This window comes from Sulfitobacter sp. 15WGC, assembly GCF_005068605.1.
GTDB classification, from domain to species: Bacteria; Pseudomonadota; Alphaproteobacteria; order Rhodobacterales; family Rhodobacteraceae; genus Sulfitobacter; species Sulfitobacter faviae.
In genome coordinates this window covers 29,561-49,725 of record NZ_SZNL01000011.1, presented here as the reverse complement: position 1 = coordinate 49,725, position 20,165 = coordinate 29,561, and the positions used below count along the sequence as shown (strand labels likewise).

General features: G+C 65.5%; 23 protein-coding genes and 1 pseudogene. 11 read left to right on the top strand and 13 right to left on the bottom strand.

All coding sequences use genetic code 11. The annotated features are described in order from the left end of the window. Positions 1–30 precede the first annotated feature (30 nt). Complete coding sequence (locus FCK22_RS11170; RefSeq protein ID WP_067261378.1) at positions 31–1,119, top strand: zinc-binding dehydrogenase; 1,089 nt, start codon at positions 31–33, stop codon at positions 1,117–1,119. 23 nt (positions 1,120–1,142) lie between these two features. On the opposite strand, the pseudogene FCK22_RS11165 reads toward FCK22_RS11170, so the two are convergent. The 5 genes and pseudogenes from FCK22_RS11165 to FCK22_RS11150 form a co-directional block, all read right to left on the bottom strand. Further along, positions 1,143–2,413, bottom strand: a pseudogene (locus tag FCK22_RS11165) (glycerate kinase). Between the two features lie 47 nt (positions 2,414–2,460). Further along, positions 2,461–2,721 (bottom strand): glucokinase, encoded by a 261-nt coding sequence (locus tag FCK22_RS19555; RefSeq protein WP_280321387.1) that lies wholly within the window; start codon positions 2,719–2,721, stop codon positions 2,461–2,463. Continuing rightward, complete coding sequence (locus FCK22_RS11160) at positions 2,609–3,451, bottom strand: ROK family protein (protein ID WP_282705404.1); 843 nt, start codon at positions 3,449–3,451, stop codon at positions 2,609–2,611. The genes FCK22_RS19555 and FCK22_RS11160 overlap by 113 nt, the downstream gene beginning before the upstream one ends. A gap of 120 nt (positions 3,452–3,571) precedes the next feature. Continuing rightward, positions 3,572–3,790, bottom strand: a complete 219-nt coding sequence (locus FCK22_RS11155) for a hypothetical protein (protein ID WP_067261373.1) — start codon at positions 3,788–3,790, stop codon at positions 3,572–3,574. A 109-nt stretch (positions 3,791–3,899) separates the two neighbouring features. Next, positions 3,900–5,258: a formimidoylglutamate deiminase gene (locus FCK22_RS11150; RefSeq protein ID WP_082851942.1), complete on the bottom strand. Its 1,359-nt coding sequence runs from the start codon at positions 5,256–5,258 to the stop codon at positions 3,900–3,902. 85 nt (positions 5,259–5,343) lie between these two features. Between FCK22_RS11150 and hutI the strand changes: the two genes are divergently transcribed. From hutI to hutU, 4 genes are read left to right on the top strand one after another with little or no spacing between them, the layout of a single operon-like run. Then, positions 5,344–6,552 (top strand): imidazolonepropionase, encoded by a 1,209-nt coding sequence (gene hutI, locus FCK22_RS11145; RefSeq protein WP_067261365.1) that lies wholly within the window; start codon positions 5,344–5,346, stop codon positions 6,550–6,552. Next, the gene (gene hutH / locus FCK22_RS11140; protein ID WP_067261364.1) at positions 6,549–8,087 is read left to right on the top strand and encodes a histidine ammonia-lyase; all 1,539 of its coding nucleotides are present in this window, start codon (positions 6,549–6,551) and stop codon (positions 8,085–8,087) included. The genes hutI and hutH overlap by 4 nt, the downstream gene beginning before the upstream one ends. Positions 8,088–8,098: 11 nt before the next feature. Further along, positions 8,099–8,899, top strand: a complete 801-nt coding sequence (gene hutG / locus FCK22_RS11135; RefSeq protein WP_067261465.1) for an N-formylglutamate deformylase — start codon at positions 8,099–8,101, stop codon at positions 8,897–8,899. Next, positions 8,896–10,563, top strand: coding sequence for a urocanate hydratase (gene hutU, locus FCK22_RS11130; protein WP_067261362.1), 1,668 nt, complete (start codon positions 8,896–8,898; stop codon positions 10,561–10,563). Before hutG ends, hutU begins: the two co-directional genes overlap by 4 nt. Before the next feature lie 37 nt (positions 10,564–10,600). Here hutU and FCK22_RS11125 read toward each other — a convergent pair whose 3' ends face one another. Continuing rightward, complete coding sequence (locus FCK22_RS11125; RefSeq protein WP_067261360.1) at positions 10,601–11,290, bottom strand: UTRA domain-containing protein; 690 nt, start codon at positions 11,288–11,290, stop codon at positions 10,601–10,603. A gap of 181 nt (positions 11,291–11,471) precedes the next feature. Here FCK22_RS11125 and FCK22_RS11120 point away from each other — a divergent pair, with 181 nt between their 5' ends. Beyond that, a complete protein-coding gene (locus tag FCK22_RS11120) occupies positions 11,472–11,993 on the top strand; it encodes a cell wall hydrolase (protein WP_067261358.1) in 522 nt (173 codons plus the stop codon). A 3-nt stretch (positions 11,994–11,996) separates the two neighbouring features. Here the strand turns inward: FCK22_RS11120 and FCK22_RS11115 are convergent, their stop codons facing one another. The 6 genes from FCK22_RS11115 to FCK22_RS11095 all read right to left on the bottom strand — a co-directional run bounded on the left by FCK22_RS11115 (position 11,997) and on the right by FCK22_RS11095 (position 14,370). Further along, on the bottom strand, positions 11,997–12,425 hold the full coding sequence (locus FCK22_RS11115; protein WP_067261463.1) for a YqaA family protein: 429 nt from the start codon (positions 12,423–12,425) through the stop codon (positions 11,997–11,999). 96 nt (positions 12,426–12,521) lie between these two features. Continuing rightward, positions 12,522–12,686, bottom strand: coding sequence for a hemin uptake protein HemP (locus FCK22_RS11110; RefSeq protein WP_082851946.1), 165 nt, complete (start codon positions 12,684–12,686; stop codon positions 12,522–12,524). Between the two features lie 5 nt (positions 12,687–12,691). Further along, positions 12,692–12,868, bottom strand: a complete 177-nt coding sequence (locus FCK22_RS18925) for a hypothetical protein (protein WP_156505605.1) — start codon at positions 12,866–12,868, stop codon at positions 12,692–12,694. A gap of 160 nt (positions 12,869–13,028) precedes the next feature. Further along, a complete protein-coding gene (locus FCK22_RS11105; RefSeq protein ID WP_067261356.1) occupies positions 13,029–13,346 on the bottom strand; it encodes an antibiotic biosynthesis monooxygenase in 318 nt (105 codons plus the stop codon). An 11-nt stretch (positions 13,347–13,357) separates the two neighbouring features. After that, positions 13,358–14,119 carry a ChaN family lipoprotein gene (locus FCK22_RS11100; protein WP_082851941.1) on the bottom strand — a complete coding sequence of 254 codons (762 nt, stop codon included), beginning with the start codon at positions 14,117–14,119 and terminating at the stop codon, positions 13,358–13,360. Next, positions 14,116–14,370 (bottom strand): hypothetical protein, encoded by a 255-nt coding sequence (locus FCK22_RS11095; protein WP_067261355.1) that lies wholly within the window; start codon positions 14,368–14,370, stop codon positions 14,116–14,118. The genes FCK22_RS11100 and FCK22_RS11095 overlap by 4 nt, the downstream gene beginning before the upstream one ends. A gap of 430 nt (positions 14,371–14,800) precedes the next feature. On the opposite strand from FCK22_RS11095, the gene phnC reads away from it, so the two are divergent. From phnC to FCK22_RS11070, 5 genes are all read left to right on the top strand, one after another. Continuing rightward, positions 14,801–15,595, top strand: coding sequence for a phosphonate ABC transporter ATP-binding protein (gene phnC / locus FCK22_RS11090; RefSeq protein ID WP_067261353.1), 795 nt, complete (start codon positions 14,801–14,803; stop codon positions 15,593–15,595). A 45-nt stretch (positions 15,596–15,640) separates the two neighbouring features. Then, positions 15,641–16,549, top strand: coding sequence for a phosphonate ABC transporter substrate-binding protein (gene phnD / locus FCK22_RS11085; protein WP_067261351.1), 909 nt, complete (start codon positions 15,641–15,643; stop codon positions 16,547–16,549). A 73-nt stretch (positions 16,550–16,622) separates the two neighbouring features. Continuing rightward, positions 16,623–17,501 (top strand): phosphonate ABC transporter, permease protein PhnE, encoded by an 879-nt coding sequence (phnE, locus tag FCK22_RS11080; RefSeq protein ID WP_136720424.1) that lies wholly within the window; start codon positions 16,623–16,625, stop codon positions 17,499–17,501. Positions 17,502–17,566: 65 nt separating this feature from the next. Then, on the top strand, positions 17,567–18,802 hold the full coding sequence (gene phnE / locus FCK22_RS11075) for a phosphonate ABC transporter, permease protein PhnE (protein ID WP_082851945.1): 1,236 nt from the start codon (positions 17,567–17,569) through the stop codon (positions 18,800–18,802). Further along, on the top strand, positions 18,802–19,416 hold the full coding sequence (locus FCK22_RS11070; RefSeq protein ID WP_067261346.1) for a chloramphenicol acetyltransferase: 615 nt from the start codon (positions 18,802–18,804) through the stop codon (positions 19,414–19,416). Before phnE (FCK22_RS11075) ends, FCK22_RS11070 begins: the two co-directional genes overlap by 1 nt. On the opposite strand, the gene phnF is transcribed toward FCK22_RS11070, so the two are convergent. Beyond that, a complete protein-coding gene (gene phnF / locus FCK22_RS11065) occupies positions 19,413–20,126 on the bottom strand; it encodes a phosphonate metabolism transcriptional regulator PhnF (protein WP_067261345.1) in 714 nt (237 codons plus the stop codon). The genes FCK22_RS11070 and phnF overlap by 4 nt on opposite strands. Between the last annotated feature and the right edge of the window lie 39 nt (positions 20,127–20,165).

The window sequence follows — 20,165 nt, the reverse complement described above, 5'->3', positions numbered from 1 at the left end:
TGGCGAAAATTGAAAGAAAGGGACAGGCCATTGCAAACCATCAAAGCCGCCGTCTGCCATGCCTTTGACACACCGCTAAGCGTCGAAGACATCCGCATCAAGGCACCGCAATCGGGTGAGGTTGAAGTGACCTTGGATGCCGTGGCGATCTGCCATTCCGACATTCTGTTTGCCGAAGGCGGCTGGGGTGGCACCCTGCCCGCCGTCTATGGGCATGAGGCCGCAGGTCGGGTCAGCGCGGTGGGGCCGAATGTGCAGGGTCTGGCCGAAGGCGACAGCGTGGTGGTCACCCTGATCCGCGCCTGTGGCAGCTGCCCCAACTGCGCCTCGGGCCAGCCGACGATCTGCGAAACCCCGCAAGCGCCCGAAGGGCCGCTGCAAACGGCGGAGGGCGCACCGCTCGTTCAGGCCATGAACACCGGCGGTTTCGCCGAGAAGGTCGTCGTCGATCGGTCGCAGGTCGTGAAAATCTCGCATGACATCCCCAAAGACGCCGCCTGCCTGATCGCCTGCGGCGTGATCACCGGCGTCGGCGCCGTGGTCAATGCGGCGGGCCTGCGAGCGGGACAAGACGTGGTGGTGATCGGCGCGGGCGGGGTCGGCCTCAACGCGATCCAAGGGGCGCGCATCGCGGGCGCGCGGCGGATCGTGGCGGTCGACATGACCGAAGAAAAACTCGCCATCGCCCGCGAATTCGGCGCGACCGACACTGTGCTCGCCACCGAGGCGAAGCCGTGGCGCGCGGCCTTCAAGGCCATGGGGCGCGGGGCGGATGCCGTGATCGTCACCGTGGGCGCGATCCCCGCCTATGAGACCGCGCCGCGCTACCTTGCCGCCGGGGGCCGGGTGATCATGGTCGGCATGCCCCACAGCGGGGCCGAGGCCAGCTATGAACCAGTGGTCCTCGCCGCCCTAGGGCAAGGCATGGTCGGCTCCAAAATGGGCGATGTGGTGATCCAGCGCGACATTCCGTGGATGGTCGACCTCTATCTTCAGGGCCGCCTGCAACTCGACAGCCTGATCTCTGGCCGCTGGCAGCTGGATCAGATCAACGAGGCGATTGCCGACACCAAGACCGGCGCCGCGCGGCGCAATGTGATCGTCTTCGACCGGTCCTAAATCGGCCCCGAGGCGGGCGGACGCTACGGCAGATCGCCGATCAGAAGGGCGCGAAAATCATTTACATTGGTCCCGGTGGGGCCAGTGTGAAACAGCGCATCAATCGCCTCGAAGGCCCCAAAAGCATCGTTGCGCTGCAAAGCGCGCGCGGGTCCACCCCCGCCGCGCGCATCGCAGCCGCCGTGCCCGCCTCGACAAAGGCGCCCGCGTTATCCTCTGACCCGTCGATACCATCAGTATCGGCGGCCAAGGCCGTGATCCCATCCTGCCCTTCGAGCGCCAGCGCGAGGGACAGCGCAAACTCACTATTCCGCCCGCCGCGGCCCTTGTGGCGCAGGGTGACCGTCGTCTCACCACCTGAAAGGAGCACCAGCGGGGCGGGATGGGGAAAACCGCTTTCCTGCGCCTGCCGCGCGAGGGCCGCATGGACCAACGCCACCTCCCGCGCCTCGCCCTCAATCGCGTCCGACAGTATCCACGCGTTCACCCCCCGCGCCTGCGCGGCCTTGGCCGCGGCGGCAAGCGACAGACCGGCAGAGGCAATGACATGGGTCTGCGTAGTGCTTGGCGCGTCCTGCAACGGTTGCGCGGCGGCCTCTTGCAGAAAAGCCATACAGCGCTCCGGCAGTTCCAACCCCCGCGCGGCCACCTCTTCCAACACCCCCCTCGCAGTACGCCGCCCCGGCACTGTGGGGCCAGAGGCCACGGCCCCCGGATCATCCCCCGGCACATCCGAGACGACAAGGCTCACCATCCGCGCGGGATGGGCCAGTTCCGCCAGACGTCCGCCGTTGACCGTGCTGAACTGCTTGCGGATGTCGTTCATGACAGAGATCGGCGCGCCCGAGGCCAAGAGCGCCGCGTTCAACGCCTGCAAATCCTTTAGCGTCAGCCCCTCTGGCGGGGCGGGCAAAAGCGATGAGCCGCCGCCGCAGATCAGCGCGATCACCTGATCCTCCGGCGCCAGACCTTGCACCGCTTCCTGCAAGGCGCGGGCAGCCTCGATCCCGGCCTGATCGGGCACCGGGTGGGCGGCCTCCAGCACCTTGATCCGCTGACAAGGCGCGCCATAGCCGTAGCGGGTGACCACAACACCGTCATAGGGATGCGGCCAGATGGCCTCGAACACCTGCGCCAATTGCGCCGCCCCTTTGCCCGCACCGATCACCACCGTGCGCCCTTTGGGCGGCGGCGGCAGCTGGTCTTTCAGGATCAAATGCGGATCGGCGGCGGCGACGGCGGTGTCGAACAATTCGGCCAAGAACTGGCGTTTCGGGTCATTGAGGTTGGACATAGGGCACTCCGACTGCTGCGGCGATCATGGCGGCCCGGTGCCTGCTGTCAATCCGGCAGGGGGCGTTCGTGTTGGACAAACAGGCAGTTGCGCGCGCCCAGCAGGCCAAAGTCGGGGTCGCTGCACAGGCCCAAGGGCATCGCCGCGCGCCATTTGCTGTGCCGCCCCCCTGCGTTGAAGGCGGCGAGGAAGCTGTCATCCAGCATCCACTGGTTCTGCTGCGCCACGCCCCCCGTGATGAAGACCCCGCCGCGCGCGCCCATGACCAAGCCCAGATCCCCGGCGACCCCGCCAAGATACTGCACCATCAAAGCAACCGCGCGACAGGCGCTCGCGTCCCCCCCCGGCCTTGGCCGCCGCGAAAATCGCCGCCGCCCCCTCCAAATGCGCCGCCTCGCCCCGCGCGGAGGCGATGGCGCGATACCAATAGGGCATGCCGGTGCCCGACAGGATCGCCTCGGCCTCGACCGCTAGCGCTTCACCCATCTGCACCTCGGGCCAAAGCGCGATCAGGGCTTCGAAATAGGCCACTTCCTCGGCGCTATGGGGGGTGAGCCGCAGATGCCCGCCTTCGCCCGGCACCGCCGTGGGCCGCGCGCCCTGCCAGACCAGAGACCCGACGCCAAGGCCCGTCCCCGGGCCGATGATCACCCGCGCCCCTGGTTGCGGATCGGGCCCGCCCTGAAGATAGGTCACTTTCTCCGCATCCAGCGTGGCCAAGGACCAAGCCGCCGCCTCGAAATCATTGAGCAACAGCACTTTGGCGGGGCCCAAACCGCAGGCCCGCGCCAGATCATCCCGCGAGATGCTGCGCGCCGCATTGGTCATGCGCACCTGCCCGTCGACAACCACCCCGGCCACCGCCATGGCGACCCCTTCGGGCGGGCGGCCCATCTCGGCACAAAGCGTCGCGCAGGCGTCGGGCAAAGTGGTCAGCCCGTCGGTGGGATGGGTGCGGCGTTCTACCACCGCCCCCGCCGGGTCCACCGCCGCGAGGCGCAGATTGGTGCCGCCGATGTCCCCTACCAAATACCACATGTGCCTGCCCTGCTGCCCTTGATACCGGTGCAAGATGGCCCGCACGCGCGGCCAAGGTCAAACAACAAAACCCGAAAGCCGAGGCTTCCGGGTTTCGCGTCTGACTGCTGTCCGTTTGGATCAATCAGGGGCGATCGGCACCGATGCTGCATCGTCGCCTTCAATGGCGTTTTCCTCGTCGACGATCACTTCTTCTTCCGCCTCGGGCGCGGTGGCGACTTCCTCGCCCGTCCAATAGACGATGATCCCGACGCCAAAGATCACCACAAGCGCCATGCCGATCAGGGGCCATTTATGACGGCTTTCCTGCTTTTTGAGGTTCGTGTCTGGTGGACTCATGATCCGCTCCCTTTCGCTGTCTTCGGGCTGTGCCGCGCAGCACTTCGCGCGGTCCTCGTTACCGGGCCAACCCGGCAGGCCGCGCCAAAGTTCCCGAAAAGAGAAGGTTTCACAAAAGCGCCATCACCGCTGCCATGGCGCGACGGTAACCCGCCACGATCCGATCCCGCTGCCGGTGCCGCCCGCCCGTCACTGCATGGCGGCCCGCTGACCACAGATCGGTTACCACCCGGTCCTTGGCGGCAAAGGCCAGACCGTCGAGCAATTGGTCGGGCCGCAGCGCGCAGAGCGCCGGGTCTTGGCTGTCGATCGCCACAAGATCGGCCCATTCGCCCACGGCAATCTCGCCCCGGCCCCGGCCAAGCGCCTGCGCCCCGCCACGCGCCGCGCCCGTGTAAAGCGCCGCCCCGACCGAACCTTCGCCCGCCACCATCACGTTGCGTGCCAAATCCCGCAGACGTTGGGAATATTCCAGCGTGCGCAATTCCTCGGTCAGCGAAATCAACACATTGGAATCCGATCCGATGCCAAACCGCCCCCCGGCGGCAAGGTAGCCCGGCCCGTTGAACGGCCCATCGCCTAAATTGGCCTCCGTCACCGGGCAAAGCCCTGCCACCGCGCCGCTGCGGGCCATGGCAGCGGTCTCACCTTCCGTCATATGGGTAGCGTGGATCAGGCACCAGTTCTCGGCGACCTCGGCATTGGCCAGCAACCACTCGACCGGGCGCGCGCCAAGCCAAGCGGAGATATCCGCGACCTCTTTGGGCTGTTCGGCGATGTGGATATGGACCGGCACATCGGGATGGGCGGCCAGCACCTCTGCCAATTCCGCCGGGGCGGTGGCGCGCAGCGAATGGGGCGCGATGCCGACGCGGCAATCGGGGGGCAGGTCCCGCACCGCCCGCTGCGCCTGCTCAACCAGCGCGCCGAAGCGCGCCACCCCATTGCCAAACCGCGCCTGCCCCGCCTGCAAGGGCTGCTGCCCCGCCCCGCCATAGGTATAAAGCACCGGCAGATGGGTCAGCCCGATCCCCGTCTGTGCCGCCGCCGCCGCGATCCGGGCCGATAGCTCCCCCAGATCGTCATAGGGCGTGCCGTCGGGCTGGTGGTGGAGGTAGTGAAACTCTCCCACGCTGGCGAAACCGGCCTCTTGCATCTCTAGGAAGACGAAGGCCGCGATGGCTTCGATATGCGCGGGCGTCAGATGGGCGGTGAAGCGATACATCAAATCGCGCCATGTCCAGAAACTGTCCTTCCCGGCCAAGCGCGTCTCGGTCATCCCGGCCATGGCGCGTTGGAAGCTGTGGCTGTGCAGATTGGCCAGCGCGGGCAGCAGGGTGTCGACACGGGCGTCATCGGCCTGCGGTGCCTGCCCGGTCTCCACCTGTGTCACCCGCCCATCAGCCACCGTGATCCGAACGTCACGCGCCCATCCCTGCGGCAGTTTTGCATGTGTAGCGAAAATCATTTGACGGCCCTCTACTTCTTTATGTATAGACATATAGCAAATAAAACCGATGTAGAAAAGCGAAACCTTAGGAGGAGGCGATAGGATGACAACGCAGGATCGGGTCTTGGTCGACCTCGCGGCGGCGACGATGGATGGCCCACAGCCCTATGGTTTGATCGAAGATGCGGCGATCGCGATTGCCGAGGGCCAGATCGCATGGGTCGGCCCGCGCGGTGATCTGCCGCAAGGCTACCGCGCCCTGCCCGCCGAATCGCTGGGCCAGCGCCTCGTCACCCCCGGGCTGATCGATTGCCACACCCATATCGTGCACGGCGGCGACCGCGCGCGAGAGTTCGAGATGCGGCTGGAGGGGGCCAGCTATGAGGAAATCGCCCGCGCCGGGGGCGGCATCGTCTCAACCGTCACCGCCACCCGCGCCGCCGATGAGGCAGAGTTGCTGGCCGATGCCCTGCGCCGCGTCGACGTGCTGATCGCCGAAGGGGTCACGGCCATCGAAGTCAAATCCGGCTACGGTCTGGATATCGAGACCGAGCTGCGCATGTTGCGCACCGCCCGCGCCATTGGCCAGCAGCGCCCGATCCGCGTCTCCACCACCTTTCTCGGCGCCCATGCGGTGCCTGCCGAATACGCAGGCCGCGCGGATGCCTATATCGACGATGTCTGCCTCCCCGCCCTGCGTGCCGCCCATGCCGAAGGGCTGGTCGATGCGGTCGACGGGTTCTGCGAGGGCATCGCCTTTCAGCCCGCCCAGATCGCCCGGGTCTTTGACCTGGCGCGGGAATTGGGCCTGCCGGTGAAACTCCATGCCGAGCAATTGTCGAACTTGGGCGGCGCGCGGCTCGCGGCTTCCTATGGCGCGCTCTCGGCGGATCATATCGAATACCTTGATGAGAGCGGCGTGATCGCGATGGCCGAGGCGGGCAGCGTGGCCGTTCTACTGCCCGGTGCCTTCTATACATTGCGCGAGACCCAAGCGCCGCCCATCGACCTGCTGCGCCGACATGGCGTGCCAATGGCACTGGCGACGGATATCAACCCCGGCTCCTCGCCGCTGAACTCGCTGCTGCTGACGCTCAACATGGGCTGCACCCTGTTCCGCTTGACGCCGGAAGAGGCGCTGCGCGGCGCAACGCAGCACGCGGCCCGCGCGCTCGGGCTGGCGGATTGCGGCATGATCCGCCCCGGCCTGCGCGCCGACTTCGCCGTTTGGGACATTAAACACCCGGCCGAGCTTGCCTATCGCATCGGCTTCAACCCGCTTCACTCCCGCATTTTCGGAGGCCAATCGTGACCACCCTGACCCTCACCCCCGGCGCGGCCACATTGGACGATCTGGCCCGCATCTACCGCGAAGAGGCATCGGTGCGGCTCGCCCCCGCCTGCCGCCCCGCGATCGAAGAGGCCCATGCCCGCATCGCGCGGGCCGTGGCGGGGGAGGATGCCGTTTACGGCGTGAACACCGGTTTCGGCAAGCTCGCCTCGGTCAAGATCGCGGCGGAGGATACGGCGGCGCTGCAACGCAACCTGATCCTGTCGCATTGCTGCGGTGTCGGCCCCGCGATCCCGCGCGGCCATGCACGGCTGCTGATGGCGCTGAAACTGCTGAGCCTCGGGCGCGGTGCCTCGGGCGTGCGGCTGGCGGTCGTGGACCTGATCGAAGCCATGCTGGCGCGTGGCGTGACCCCGGTGATCCCGGCGCAAGGGTCGGTCGGGGCCTCGGGCGATCTGGCCCCCTTGGCGCATATGGCCGCCGTGATGATGGGCCATGGCGAGGCGGAGTTCGAGGGCCACGTCATGACGGGTGGCGCGGCGCTGGCCGCCGCAGGCCTGACCCCGTTGGAGTTCGGCCCCAAGGAAGGGCTGGCGCTAATCAACGGCACGCAATTCTCCACCGCTTTCGCGCTGGCGGGGCTCTTCGACGCATGGCAGGCCGCGAACTCGGCGCTGGTGATCTCAGCCCTGTCGACGGATGCGATCATGGGGTCCACCGCGCCCCTACAACCGGAAATCCATGCCCTGCGCGGCCATCGCGGCCAGATCGAAGCGGGCGAGACCATGCGCGCCCTGCTCGAGGGTTCGGAGATCCGCGAAAGCCATGTGGCGAATGATGCCCGCGTCCAAGACCCTTACTGCATCCGCTGCCAGCCGCAGGTGACGGGGGCGGCGATGGACGTGCTGCGTATGGCCGCCGCCACGCTGGAGGTCGAAGCCAATGCCGCCACCGACAACCCGCTGGTGCTGACGGGCGCGGACCTCATCGTCTCGGGCGGGAATTTCCATGCCGAGCCGGTGGGTTTCGCCGCCGATATGATCGCCCTCGCCCTGGCCGAGATCGGCGCCATCGCGCAGCGCCGGGTGGCGCTGATCGTCGATCCGGTGCTCAGCTTCAACCTGCCGCCTTTCCTGACGCCGACGCCCGGCCTCAACAGCGGCTATATGATCGCCGAAGTCACCACCGCCGCGTTGATGAGCGAGAACAAGCATCTCGCCAACCCCTGCGTCACCGACAGCACGCCGACCTCGGCCAACCAAGAAGATCACGTCAGCATGGCCGCCCATGGCGCAAGGCGGCTGGGGCAGATGGTCGAGAACCTGAACCGCATCCTCGGGGTGGAACTGCTCTGCGCCGCGCAGGGCATCGACTTTCGCGCGCCGCTGGCCACCAGCGAGACCTTGCAGCGGGTGGTCGCGCGGGTCCGCGAAGAGGTCGCGACACTGGAGGAAGACCGCTACCTCGCCCCCGATCTGGAACGCGCGGCACGGATGGTAGCGGGCGGTGAGATCACCCGTGCCGCCGCCTGCGACATGCCGGGGCTTTCCACATGACCCCCGCTGAGATCACACCCGTCGAGATCACCCGCGGCGACAGCCCCATCGTGCTCGGCCTGCCCCACACCGGGACTGACCTGCCCGAGGCCATCCGGCGCGACCTGAACCCCCGCGGGCGGGAACTGGCGGATACCGATTGGCATATCGACCGGCTCTACGACGGGTTGCTGCCCGGCGCGACCACGGTCCGCGCGACCTTCCACCGCTATGTCATCGACGCCAACCGCGACCCATCGGGCGCATCGCTATATCCGGGGCAGAACACCACCGGGCTGGTGCCGCTGACGGATTTCGACGGGCAGGACATCTGGACCACCCCGCCCGACGCAGCCGAGGTCGAGGCCCGCCGCGTGGCATACCACGCGCCCTATCACGCAGCGCTCAAGGCCGAACTGGCCCGCGTCCGCGACCTGCATGGGGTCGCGATCCTTTATGACTGTCACTCGATCCGCTCGCTCATCCCCTTCCTCTTTGACGGCCCGCTGCCCGATTTCAACATCGGCACGAACCTCGGCGCCACCTGCGCGCCTGCGATCGAAGCCGCCGTCGCCGAGATCTGCGCCGCCGCAGCCGGCTACACCGCCGTCAGCAACGGGCGCTTCAAAGGCGGCTGGACCACGCGCCACTATGGCCGCCCTGCCGAAGGGCTCCACGCGATCCAGATGGAACTGGCGCAAAGCAGCTACCTCGGCGCCGAGGCGCCGCCTTGGCCCTATGACCCCGACAAGGCCGCGCGGCTGCGCGTCCATCTGACCGATATCCTGACAACTCTGGCCGCACTGGCCCCTACCCTGAAAGGCACAGCATGAGCGATCCGCGCAAGAACACCCGTGACGTCTATCCCGCCACCGGCACCGAGCTTTCGGCGAAAAGCTGGCTGACCGAAGCGCCCCTGCGGATGCTGATGAACAACCTGCACCCCGACGTGGCCGAAAACCCGCATGAGCTGGTCGTTTACGGCGGCATCGGGCGCGCGGCGCGGACGTGGGAGGACTATGACCAGATCGTCGCCTCCCTGCGCGCGCTGGAAGAAGACCAGACGCTGCTGGTGCAATCAGGCAAGCCCGTGGGCGTCTTCCAAACCCATAAGGACGCGCCCCGCGTGTTGATCGCCAACTCCAACCTCGTGCCGCATTGGGCGAATTGGGACCATTTCAACGAACTCGATAAGAAGGGTCTGGCGATGTACGGCCAGATGACCGCCGGATCGTGGATCTACATCGGCAGTCAAGGCATCGTGCAGGGCACTTATGAGACCTTCGTCGAGGCGGGCCGCCAGCACTATGGTGGCGACCTCAAGGGCAAATGGATCCTCACCGGGGGCTTGGGCGGCATGGGCGGCGCGCAGCCCTTGGCGGCGGTCATGGCCGGTGCCTGCTGTCTGGCGGTGGAGTGCAATCCCGACAGCATCGATTTCCGCCTGCGCACCCGCTACGTCGACGAGAAGACCGACAGCCTTGATGAGGCGCTGACGATGATCGAGCGCTGGACTGCCGCGGGCGAAGCGAAGTCCGTGGCGCTTCTGGGCAATGCGGCAGATGTCTTTCCCGAACTGGTGAAACGCGGGGTCCGCCCCGATATCGTGACCGACCAGACCTCGGCCCATGACCCCGTGAACGGCTACCTGCCGCAGGGCTGGACGATGGGCGAATGGCGCGAGAAACGTGAGAGCGATCCCAAAGCGGTCGAAAAAGCCGCCCGGGCCTCGATGAAGGTGCAGGTGCAGGCGATGGTCGATTTCCACGCCGCGGGCATCCCCACGGTCGACTATGGCAATAACATCCGCCAGATGGCGCTGGAGGAAGGGTTGCAGAACGCTTTCGACTTCCCCGGCTTCGTGCCCGCCTATATCCGCCCGCTGTTCTGCCGCGGCATCGGCCCCTTCCGCTGGGCGGCGCTGTCGGGCGATCCTGAGGATATCTACAAGACCGACGCCAAGGTTAAGGAGATCCTCTCTGAGGACACCCATCTGCACAACTGGCTCGACATGGCGCGGGAGCGTATCTCTTTCCAAGGGCTGCCCGCACGGATTTGCTGGGTGGGCTTAGGCGTGCGCCACAAGCTGGGGCTGGCCTTCAATGAGATGGTCCGCAATGGCGAACTCAGCGCCCCGGTGGTGATTGGCCGCGATCACCTCGACAGCGGCTCCGTCGCCTCGCCCAACCGCGAGACGGAGGCAATGAAGGACGGCTCTGACGCCGTGTCGGACTGGCCGCTGCTGAACGCGCTTTTGAACACCGCCTCGGGGGCGACTTGGGTGTCGCTGCACCACGGCGGCGGGGTCGGCATGGGCTTCTCGCAGCACTCGGGCATGGTGATCTGCTGTGACGGCTCCGAGGACGCCGACCGCCGGATCGAGCGGGTGCTGTGGAACGACCCGGCGACGGGCGTGATGCGCCATGCGGATGCGGGCTATGACGAAGCACGCGATTGCGCCCGCGAACATGGGCTGAACCTGCCGGGTATCCTTTAAGGGTTGCACGCCGCCGCCCACCCGCGGCGGCGGCAGCTTAATAGCGCGTGGTCAGGCGGTGGCCGGGGCGGTAGGACAGCCGCACATAGGTCACCGCCTGCCCCTCCCACCACGTCGACCGCTCGACGGTAAAGACCGGATCGCCCAAGCCGCAGGCGAGGTATTCGCTCAGCCGCTGATCGGCCAAACCGGCGGAAAGGCTGATCTCCACATCCGAAAAGGGAATGGCCGAGATCAGCCATTCGTTCGGCCCGACCTCGGTGAAACTCTCCTCCCGCGCCTGCGGCAGGGTGGCGAGGTTGATCCAACGGTCCTCAAATTGATAGGGATCGCCATCGGCGTAATGCATGCAGACCAGATGCAATGCCTCGCTCCCCGCGCCCAGTTTGAGCCGGGCGCGCAGCCAGTCGGGCGCAGGCTCGACCCGGTGGCTCACCCGCGAATACCGGTAGTCGGCGCCCTTCTCTTCGATCTCGGCCCGGACCAGCGGAATGTCGAAACGCGCCTGCCGCAGCGGGGCCATGCGCACCCGCGTCCCCGCCTTGCGCCGCCGCTCAATGAAACCCTCTTCGGCCAATTCGCGCATGGCGCGGTTGACCGTCGCCCGGGCGCAGCCATAGGTCTCGGCCAGATCGACCTCATTGGGCACAAGGCTGCCCAACGGCCATTCGCCCTTGGTGATCTTTGACAGGATGTCGGTCTTCACATCCCGGTAGGTGACTTTCATAGGGCGGCCTGCTGCGATCATGACTGTTTTACCAAGCATTACACTAGATTAATCCCCAGCCCAAGCGCCCCCGCGCGCCCGGCCCAGAGGGAAACCGCCGGAGCCGGGCGCGGGTCTTGCCTCCCGCCGCATTTGCTGGAAAATTACGTGCCACCTGCCCCCTCAGCCAGAAAGGCCGCCCATGCGCGTTCAGCCCCCGAAGATCCGCACTGCCGCTTTGCTCTTGAGCCTTGGCCTGCTCGCCGCCTGCGGTGGCAAACAGACCGAAGTCGTCGCGGTTCCGGCGGATGAGGTGGAGTGTATGGCCCGCGCGATGTATTTCGAATCCAACCGCTCCAGCCGCGACGGAATGGTGGCCGTGGGCACGGTGGTGCTGAACCGCGTCCACTCCGACGCCTTTCCTAACACGGTCTGCGGCGTGGTCGGCCAGCCCAATCAATTCGCCCCCGGCGTGATGACGAAACCGATGACCGACCGCGGCGCCCCGTTGGCCCGCGCCACGGCGCTGGCGGTGCTTCAGGGGGAGCGGCACCCGAAGGTCACCCGCGCCAAATTCTTTCACGCGGCGTGGTACAATGCAAACTACAACAACATGCACTATGTGGTGACCGCAGGCGGCAATGCCTTTTACGAAAAGCGCCGCGCCCATCTTGTGACCGCGCCCAATCCGCTGCCGCCGCTCGAAGGGATCACCCCGCACTGAGGGTCACAGAACCCCGCGGGCGATCAGGATCAGCACGAGGTAACGCCCGCCCTTGGCGAAGCTGACGATCAGCAGAAACCGCCAAAGTGGTTCGCGCAACATGCCCGCGGCCAAGGTCAGCGGATCGCCGATGATCGGCACCCAACTGGCCAGCAGGCTCCAATAGCCCCACCGCCGATACCAGCCAGAGGCGCGGGCCATCTGCTTGGCCGAAAAGGGAAACCAGCGGTGATCGGCGAAATGACTAAGGTAGCGGCCCAGCCACCAGTTCAGCAGCGATCCGAGCACATTCCCCAGCGTCGCCACCAGCCACAGAAGCGCCGTGGCATGAGCGCCCGACCACATCAGCCCCAATAGCACCGCTTCGGATTGCGCGGGGATCAGGGTGGCCGCCAGCAGCGCCGCGAAGAACAGGCTCAGCAGGGCCAGCATGTCGGCGACAAAAGTGGGCAAAGACGGCAGGGCATGGCGCGTCAGTAATGACGCCGCGCCCACAGGGCAAGCCGCGCTTTGGAACAGCGCGCAGGCTTATTTGGTCAGGATCAACTTGCCCGCCCGCGTGATGCGCAGCGTATAGGTCTGGCCGTCCAAGACGATATTCGCGGTCGAGCCATTGGGCACCAAGGCGCGGGCATCATGCACAGCCTCTTGGGCCGGTTGAGCGGCGGGCGATGGATCGGGCAGTTTTTGCATCAGGCTCATGCCATCTCTCCCATTTGGCGGGCGCGTTGCAGATCGATGAGATGCTCCAGCCCGAAACCGTCGCAGGCTGCGGCATCGTTGCTGCCAAGCGCGATGTCGCGCCAGCTGTTGTTGGATGGGGTCTGTAGCCGGGCATGGGCCATTGGCTCGGGCGTGGTCACGGGTGTCCTCACGGGGCGGGCTCCTTTCCATTGACATCCGGGCTTCCGACGCGCGGTGGCTTGGACGGTTTCGGCGTAAAGTCGTTCATACCCCGGCGAAAAGCCCGGGCTCCCTTAACGGCTACTTAATCCGATTATTTTAGTCAAGTATAGAAACCCCGGCCCTCCCGCGTTATTCCGCGTCGATCTTCTGAATGGCGCTAAAGCCTTCGAACCGCGGTGCACCCTCATGCAGCTTGCGGGTCTGCCCCGCCCGCGCATGGGCGGCGCGAAAGGCATCGCTGGTGGTCCAAGCCCGAAAATGCGCCTCGCTCTCCCAAACGGTGTGAGAGGCATAGAGGATCGTCCCCTCCGCCTCGGGCCCTTTAAGCATGTGGAAGGAGACGAAGCCTTCGCTCTCCTTCAGGTGGCTTTCGCGGTTCAGCCAAAGCGCTTCGAAAGCGGCGGCATTCTCGGGCAAGACGGTGAAACGGTTCATGGCAAGATACATGGGCCTGTCCTTTACTTCTTGATTAGGGCGTTGCAGGGGTCGTCGTGCTCAGCGGGCGGGATGAGACGGGTCTCATCGAAAGGCACCGCGGTCTCGGCCTCTACAAAGCCGATGGCATGGGTCGTGACCTCGGGAGCGGCTTGGGCGATGAGGGCGGGAATGCCCCAATCGGTGCGGGCGTGGCCATTGCCGGTGATCACTGCCACGGGCGGGCCGTGGACTTTGAGCGCATCGAGCGCGGCGCGGGCGAAGGTGGCGTCGCGGTAGCGCTGCACGGCGACCATCCCGCCCATCATCTCGCGCGGCATGGCTTCGCAATGGGCAGCGAATTGCAACTCTACCCGCGCGGCCTGCTGATCCTCCGGCAAGGGCTGGTCAAGGCCGAAGCGCGCCGCCTCAGGCCCGAAGAGCGCGGCTGCCCCCTCGCGGTACACGCGCTGCACCGCCTCACGCGGGGCGGCGGCACCGATAATGCGGGCGTCTCCCAAAGCGTCAAAGATCGGGGCATAGATATCGAAGTGCTGCCACCCGCTCGCCGCCCAAGCCTGCGCAATCTGGCTGCGATCGGCGTCGGCCTTTGCCGCCTCTTCGGCGGTGAGCATCTCGAACACGACGGCAGTGGGGCGGAGCGCCTCTAGGGCAGCGGCCTGTTCGAGATGGGCATGGGGATTGTCATGCACCTCGCCAAAGATCACGATCTCGGCGGGGGTGTCAGCCTTCGCGGGCAGCGCCAGCCAGAGCAGCAGCGCGGCGCAAAGGCGCTTCGCGCTCACGATTTGCGCTCATCCGTGTCATTTTTGATCTCGGGGTCGTTGTAATCGTTGGGGTCAAAGTCTTCGGGGTCGAACGGGTCTTCGTCTTCGGCGATGCCGCTGACATGGGTGGTGCCGCTTTCCTCGTCAAAGACCAGCCCGTAGTTCGCCTTGCCCTCGCTTTTGTAGCGCCGAAACTCGTGGATGCCTGCGTAGACGAAAACCAGCGTGATCGGCAGCAGAATCAGAAATGCGATAACTTGGGCGTCCATGAACGCGCTCCTTTGAATGCTTGTCGGGGGCCTGTCTCACCATAGGGGCGCGGGTGGAGGACACTGCGCGCGCGGTGATCCGGCCAAAGATCTTAACGGTCGCTGCGCCAATTGCGCGGCCTGACCAGATGCGGCCCTATCTGAACCGCCTTGTGAGAGAAAGCATTAATCCGCGCAGTTTGTTCCGCAAGCTCTATTTCGCAGGCCCTTGTTTTATTGCGTTCCACCGGCCCTTCGGCCCTCGCAGCCCCGCTCGTTTGACCCATGCGCAGCACCGGCAGCATCGCACAATCGCCTATAAAACAAGCACAAACGCGCAGGCTTAGGCAGCCGTTCCGCAAAAAGGGACGCGTTACAAAAGCTTCGTCAAACTTAAACATTCGTGACATTCACCGCTGCGATAGCTCGCCCCGCAAACCCCGGGGGACTTATGCTCGTCATTTCTGAACTGACCAAAACATTCGGCGCGAACACAGCGGTGGCCCGCGCCAACCTAGAGGTCGACAAGCCGCAGATGATCGGAATCATCGGGCGCTCCGGCGCGGGGAAATCTACCCTGCTGCGGATGCTCAACCGGCTGACCGATGCCTCCTCGGGGCAGATCCTGTTTCAAGGGCGCGATGTGACCGCCCTGCGCGGCGCGGCCCGGCGCGGCTGGCAGGCGGAATGCGCGATGATCTTTCAGCAGTTCAACCTCGTCCCGCGAATGGATGTGGTATCGAACGTGCTGCATGGCACGCTCAACCGTCGCTCGACGCTGAGCAGCATCTTCAACCTCTACCCCGATGCCGACATCACCCGCGCCATCGAAATCCTCGACCGGCTGGGCATCGCACAGCACGCGCCCAAACGGGCCGAGGCGCTTTCTGGTGGGCAGCAACAGCGCGTCGCCATCGCCCGCGCCCTGATGCAGGACCCGCAGATCATTCTGGCGGATGAACCCATCGCCAGCCTCGACCCGATGAACGCGCAGGTGGTGATGCAATCGCTGCGCCGCATTCACGAGGAAGATGGCCGCATGGTCATCGCCAACCTTCACACGCTGGATACCGCGCGCCGCTACTGCGACCGCGTGGTGGGGATGCGCGACGGCAAGATCGTCTTTGACGGCACGCCCGAACAGCTGACCACCGGCATGGCCCGCGAAATCTACGGTGCGGACAGCAGCTTTTCCGAAGCCGCCACCTCAACCGAGATCGAAACGCTGGACAAAGTGCCAGCCTGACACGACCCGCCCCAAAGGGCATTTTTTGCAAACGGAGACGACACAATGAAAAAGCTCATCGCCGCCGCCTTGGCAACCACGGCCCTCACCGGCACCGCCATGGCCCAAAGTGCCGAGATCGACGAATTCCGCATCGGCATCCTCGGCGGGGAAAACGCGCAGGACCGGATGAACTCCTACGAATGCCTGCGCGGCTACACCGAAGAGCGCCTTGGCGTTCCGGCCAAACTCTTTGCCCCGGCCGACTATAACGGCGTGATCCAAGGTCTGCTGGGCGGCACGCTCGACATGGCATGGCTGGGCGCCTCGGCCTATGCCGCCGTGCATCTGCAAGACCCCGAAGCGGTCGAGCCGGTGCTGGTCAAGATCAACCTCGACGGCTCCTACGGCTATCACTCCATCGGCTTTGCGCGCAAAGACGCGGGCATCGAGAGCCTCGAAGACATGCAGGGCAAGGTCTTTGGCTTTGGCGATCCGAACTCCACCTCCGGCTACCTGATCCCCTCCATCGAAATCCCCCAGACCACTGGTGCCACGATGGAATCCGGCGACTACTTCGGCGAAGTGAAATTCACCGGCGGCCATGAGCAGACCATCGTCGCGGTCAACAACGGTGACGTCGACGGCGGCGTGACATGGGCCGACGGTCAGGGCAACTGGGAAGACGGCTACAACTCCGGCGCGCTGCGCAAAGCCGTGGACGCGGGCCTCGTCGACATGAACGATCTGGTGGAAATCTGGCGCTCCAAGCCGATCCCCGAAGGCCCGGTTGTGCTGCGCAAGGCCCTGCCTGAAGAGGTCAAGGCGACGATGACCCAACTGGTGGATGAACTGCACGAGATGGACGCCGATTGCGCCTACGGTGTGGCCGCGGGCGAGAGCCTTGGTTTCGATCCGATCGCGCATGACGCCTATGTTTCCATCGTCGAAGCGCGCAAGGCGAAATCCAACTGATCGCAGCGATTACAAGACATCTGGCAGGTCCCGACAACGATTGTCGGGGCCTGTCGTCATAGGGGGACGACAGATGCACCAGACCACCACCGCACCAGATATCACGGCGGATTACCTTGCCCAGACCCGACAAAAGCGGGTGATGAACATGATCCTGCTGGTCGTTTTCCTGGCCCTGCTGATCGGCGGTTTTGGCACCGCCAATGCCCGCAACGCAGGCGGGTTCTGGAAGGGGCTGCCCAATATCTTTGACTTCCCCGCCGATGTGCTGGGCGAGGCTTGGGAGCGTATCCATCTGCTGCCCGGCTATTTCGTGAAATACCTCCCCTCTCTGATCGAGACGGTGAACATCGCCGGGGCCGCCACGCTGATCGGTGCGCTGCTGGCCTTCTTCGCTGCCCTTCTGGCCACCCGCGGCCTTGCCCCGGCCCCGTGGCTCGTAGCGCCGCTGCGCCGCCTTCTGGACGTGCTGCGCGCGGTGCCTGAGATCGTCGTCGCGCTGGTGCTGATCTTCTTGCTGGGCGGCGGCCCGGTGCCTGCGATGATCGCCATCGCGCTGCATACCGTGGGCGCGCTCGGCAAGCTTTTCTCCGAGGTGAATGAAAACGCCTCTCTCAAACCTGTCGACGGCCTTGCCTCTGTCGGGGCGGGCTGGCTGCAACGCATGGTGCTGGGCGTCGTGCCGCAGGTCGCGCCCAACTACCTTTCCTACGCGCTGCTGCGGTTCGAGATCAACATCCGCGCCTCGGCCATCCTCGGCTTCGTCGGCGCAGGCGGCATCGGCTATGACCTGCGCAACACGATGTCTTGGGGTCAAGGTAAATTCGACGAGGCGGCGGCGATCTTTCTGCTGCTCTTCGGCACCATCATCATCGTCGACCAAGTCTCAAGCCATTTCCGCGATCGGCTGACCCATGGCCGCGCCTATAAGGACAAGGGAGCCATCCTGTGACCGACCTTACCGCTTCCACCCTCCCCGCTCAGCAGGTCGCCAGCCGTAGCTTCCGGCGCAAACGCATGGCGAGCCTTGCCGCCCCGGTGCTGATCCTTGCCTATCTCACTTACGTCTTCTTTGCCTTCGACGTGGCCGGTCTGGGTGACCGCATCAATGTGTCGAACATGAAGACGCTGGTGGCCGACAGCTATAGCTACAAAACCCATGTCGCCCGCGACAACCGCAACGGCGAGATGGAGATCGCCATCGAAGGCGAGCGCAAGGGCCGCTATGCCCCCGGCACCGCCCCCGATTGGGTCACCTTGGGCGAGACGACCCGCGTCGAGTTGGGCAACGGCCATACCGTCGAACTGGGGCCAGAGGTGCGCTATGACGTGCCGGGCTACGGGCTGATCACCGCCACGCCGGGGCGCAGCGGCGTTAATGCCACCCTGCCCGATGGCCCCTTGCCCGCGTGGATCAACGCCTCGAAAAACCGTCTTGCCGTGACCACGGAGGCAGGCCGCCTGACGATCACCCGCAACCGCGCCGAGGTCTTCCGCTATTTCAACGGGTGGGAGCTGTTCTTCTTCACGCTCGACAGCCCCTACTACGGCATGTCCCCGCTTGAGCTGCTGCGCAGCGGTGAATACGGCGCGATCTGGCAGGACTTTTGGACCAACAAGATGTGGCGTCACGGCGATGTGGCTTGGGCGCTGGTCGAGACCGTTCTCATGGCCTTCCTCGGCACCTTTGGCGCGGCGATGATCGCCCTGCCGCTGGGGTTTCTTGCGGCCAAGAACTTCTCTCCGCTCGGCGCGCTGCGCTTTGCCGCGCGGCGGCTCTTTGACTTCCTGCGCGGGGTCGATGGGCTGATCTGGACCATCGTCCTGTCCCGTGCCTTTGGCCCCGGCCCGCTCACCGGCTCGCTGGCGATCCTGCTGACCGATACCGGCACCTTCGGCAAAATCTTTTCCGAGGCGCTGGAGAATGTGGACGACAAGCAGATCGAGGGCATCGCCTCTACCGGGGCCACCCCCGTGCAGCGCTACCGCTTTGGCGTGATCCCGCAGATCACCCCGGTTCTGCTGAGCCAAGTCCTCTACTATCTGGAGTCCAACACCCGCTCTGCCACCATCATCGGCGCGATCACCGGCGGCGGCATCGGTCTTTTGCTGACCCAAGCGATCATCACCCAGAAAGACTGGGAAGAGGTGAGCTATTACATCGTGCTGATCATTCTGATGGTCGTGGCGATGGACAGCTTCTCGGGCTGGCTGCGCCGCAAACTGATCGCGGGCAATGAGGCGGGCCACTGATGGCGCGTCTCAAACCCGATGCGCCCTTCCTTCACCCGGACTGCGAAGTGACTGACACGCAGTTCGGGCGCTATGTCGAGATCGGGCGCGCCACGCGCCTCGCCCATTCCGAGATCGGGGATTACTCCTATTGCGACCGCTGGTGCGACATCGCCAACACGCAAGTCGGCAAGTTCAGCAATATCGCCGCCAGCGTGCGCATCGGGGCCACCGATCACCCGATGGAAAAGGCCAGCCTGCACCACTTCCACTACCGCGCCGGGGATTACTTCGACGAGGCCGAGGATGACGCCGACTGGTTCGCCTTCCGCCGCAGCCGCCGCACGGTGATTGGCCATGACACATGGTTGGGCCACGGCGCGCAGGTCCGGCCCGAGGTGACCATCGGCCACGGCGCGGTGGTGGCGGGCGGAGCCATCGTCACCCGCGATGTCGCCCCCTATATGATCGTCGCCGGCATCCCCGCCAAGCCGCTGCGCCGCCGCTTTTCCGAAAGCATCGCCGCGCGGATAGAGGAATTGGCGTGGTGGGATTGGCCCCATGATCGGCTGCAAGCATCGCTCAAGGACTTCCAAACGCTATCCGCCGAAGCGTTTTTGGAGAAATACGGCTAGTCGCCGGGGTTGAGCGTCAGCGTCACCCGGTCACCCGCGAACCAAGTCACCCCGTATTCCACCGGCACGCCCTCGGGGTCCACGTTGATCCCCGCCGAGCGCAGGATCGGCGCGCCTTCGGACAGCCGCAGATGCAGCGCCTGCGTGGCAGTGGCAAGCTTCGCCGTCAGCCGGGTCGAGGCGCGGGTGTAATCCGCCACCCCGCCCTGCGCCAAGGCGGTGGTGACGGAACGGCTGGCCTCAAGCGCCGCCAACAGATCGGGAAACCGCGCGGCGGGAAAGATGCTGCGGAAGATCGCGATGGGCTGCTCATCGGCCAGCGACAGCCCCTCATAGACATGCACCTGCGCCTCGCCCTCCAGCCCCAACTGCGCGGCCTCATGGGCCGAGGCGGCGCGTGTCTCCAAGGTCAAGACCTCCTTGGCTGGCACCCGCCCCGCCGCCGCGAGGTTTTGGTGAAAGCGCACCCGTTTGCCGATGGGATAATCCGTGGGCCGCTGCGCCACGAAGACCCCCGCCCCCCGGCGGCTATAGGTCAGCCCGCTCTCGTTCATGTCGCTGATCGCGCGGCGCACCGTGTGCCGGTTGACCCCAAAGCGCGCCGCCAATTGCGCCTCGGTCGGGAGCCGGTCACCGGGGGCGTATTTCCCCGTGGCGATGTCATGGGTCAGGGCGGCGGTAATGGTTTTCCAGATCGCAGTACGGGCCATGTCGCAGAAGTTTCACATATCCAAGCTTGCGCCAGCGGA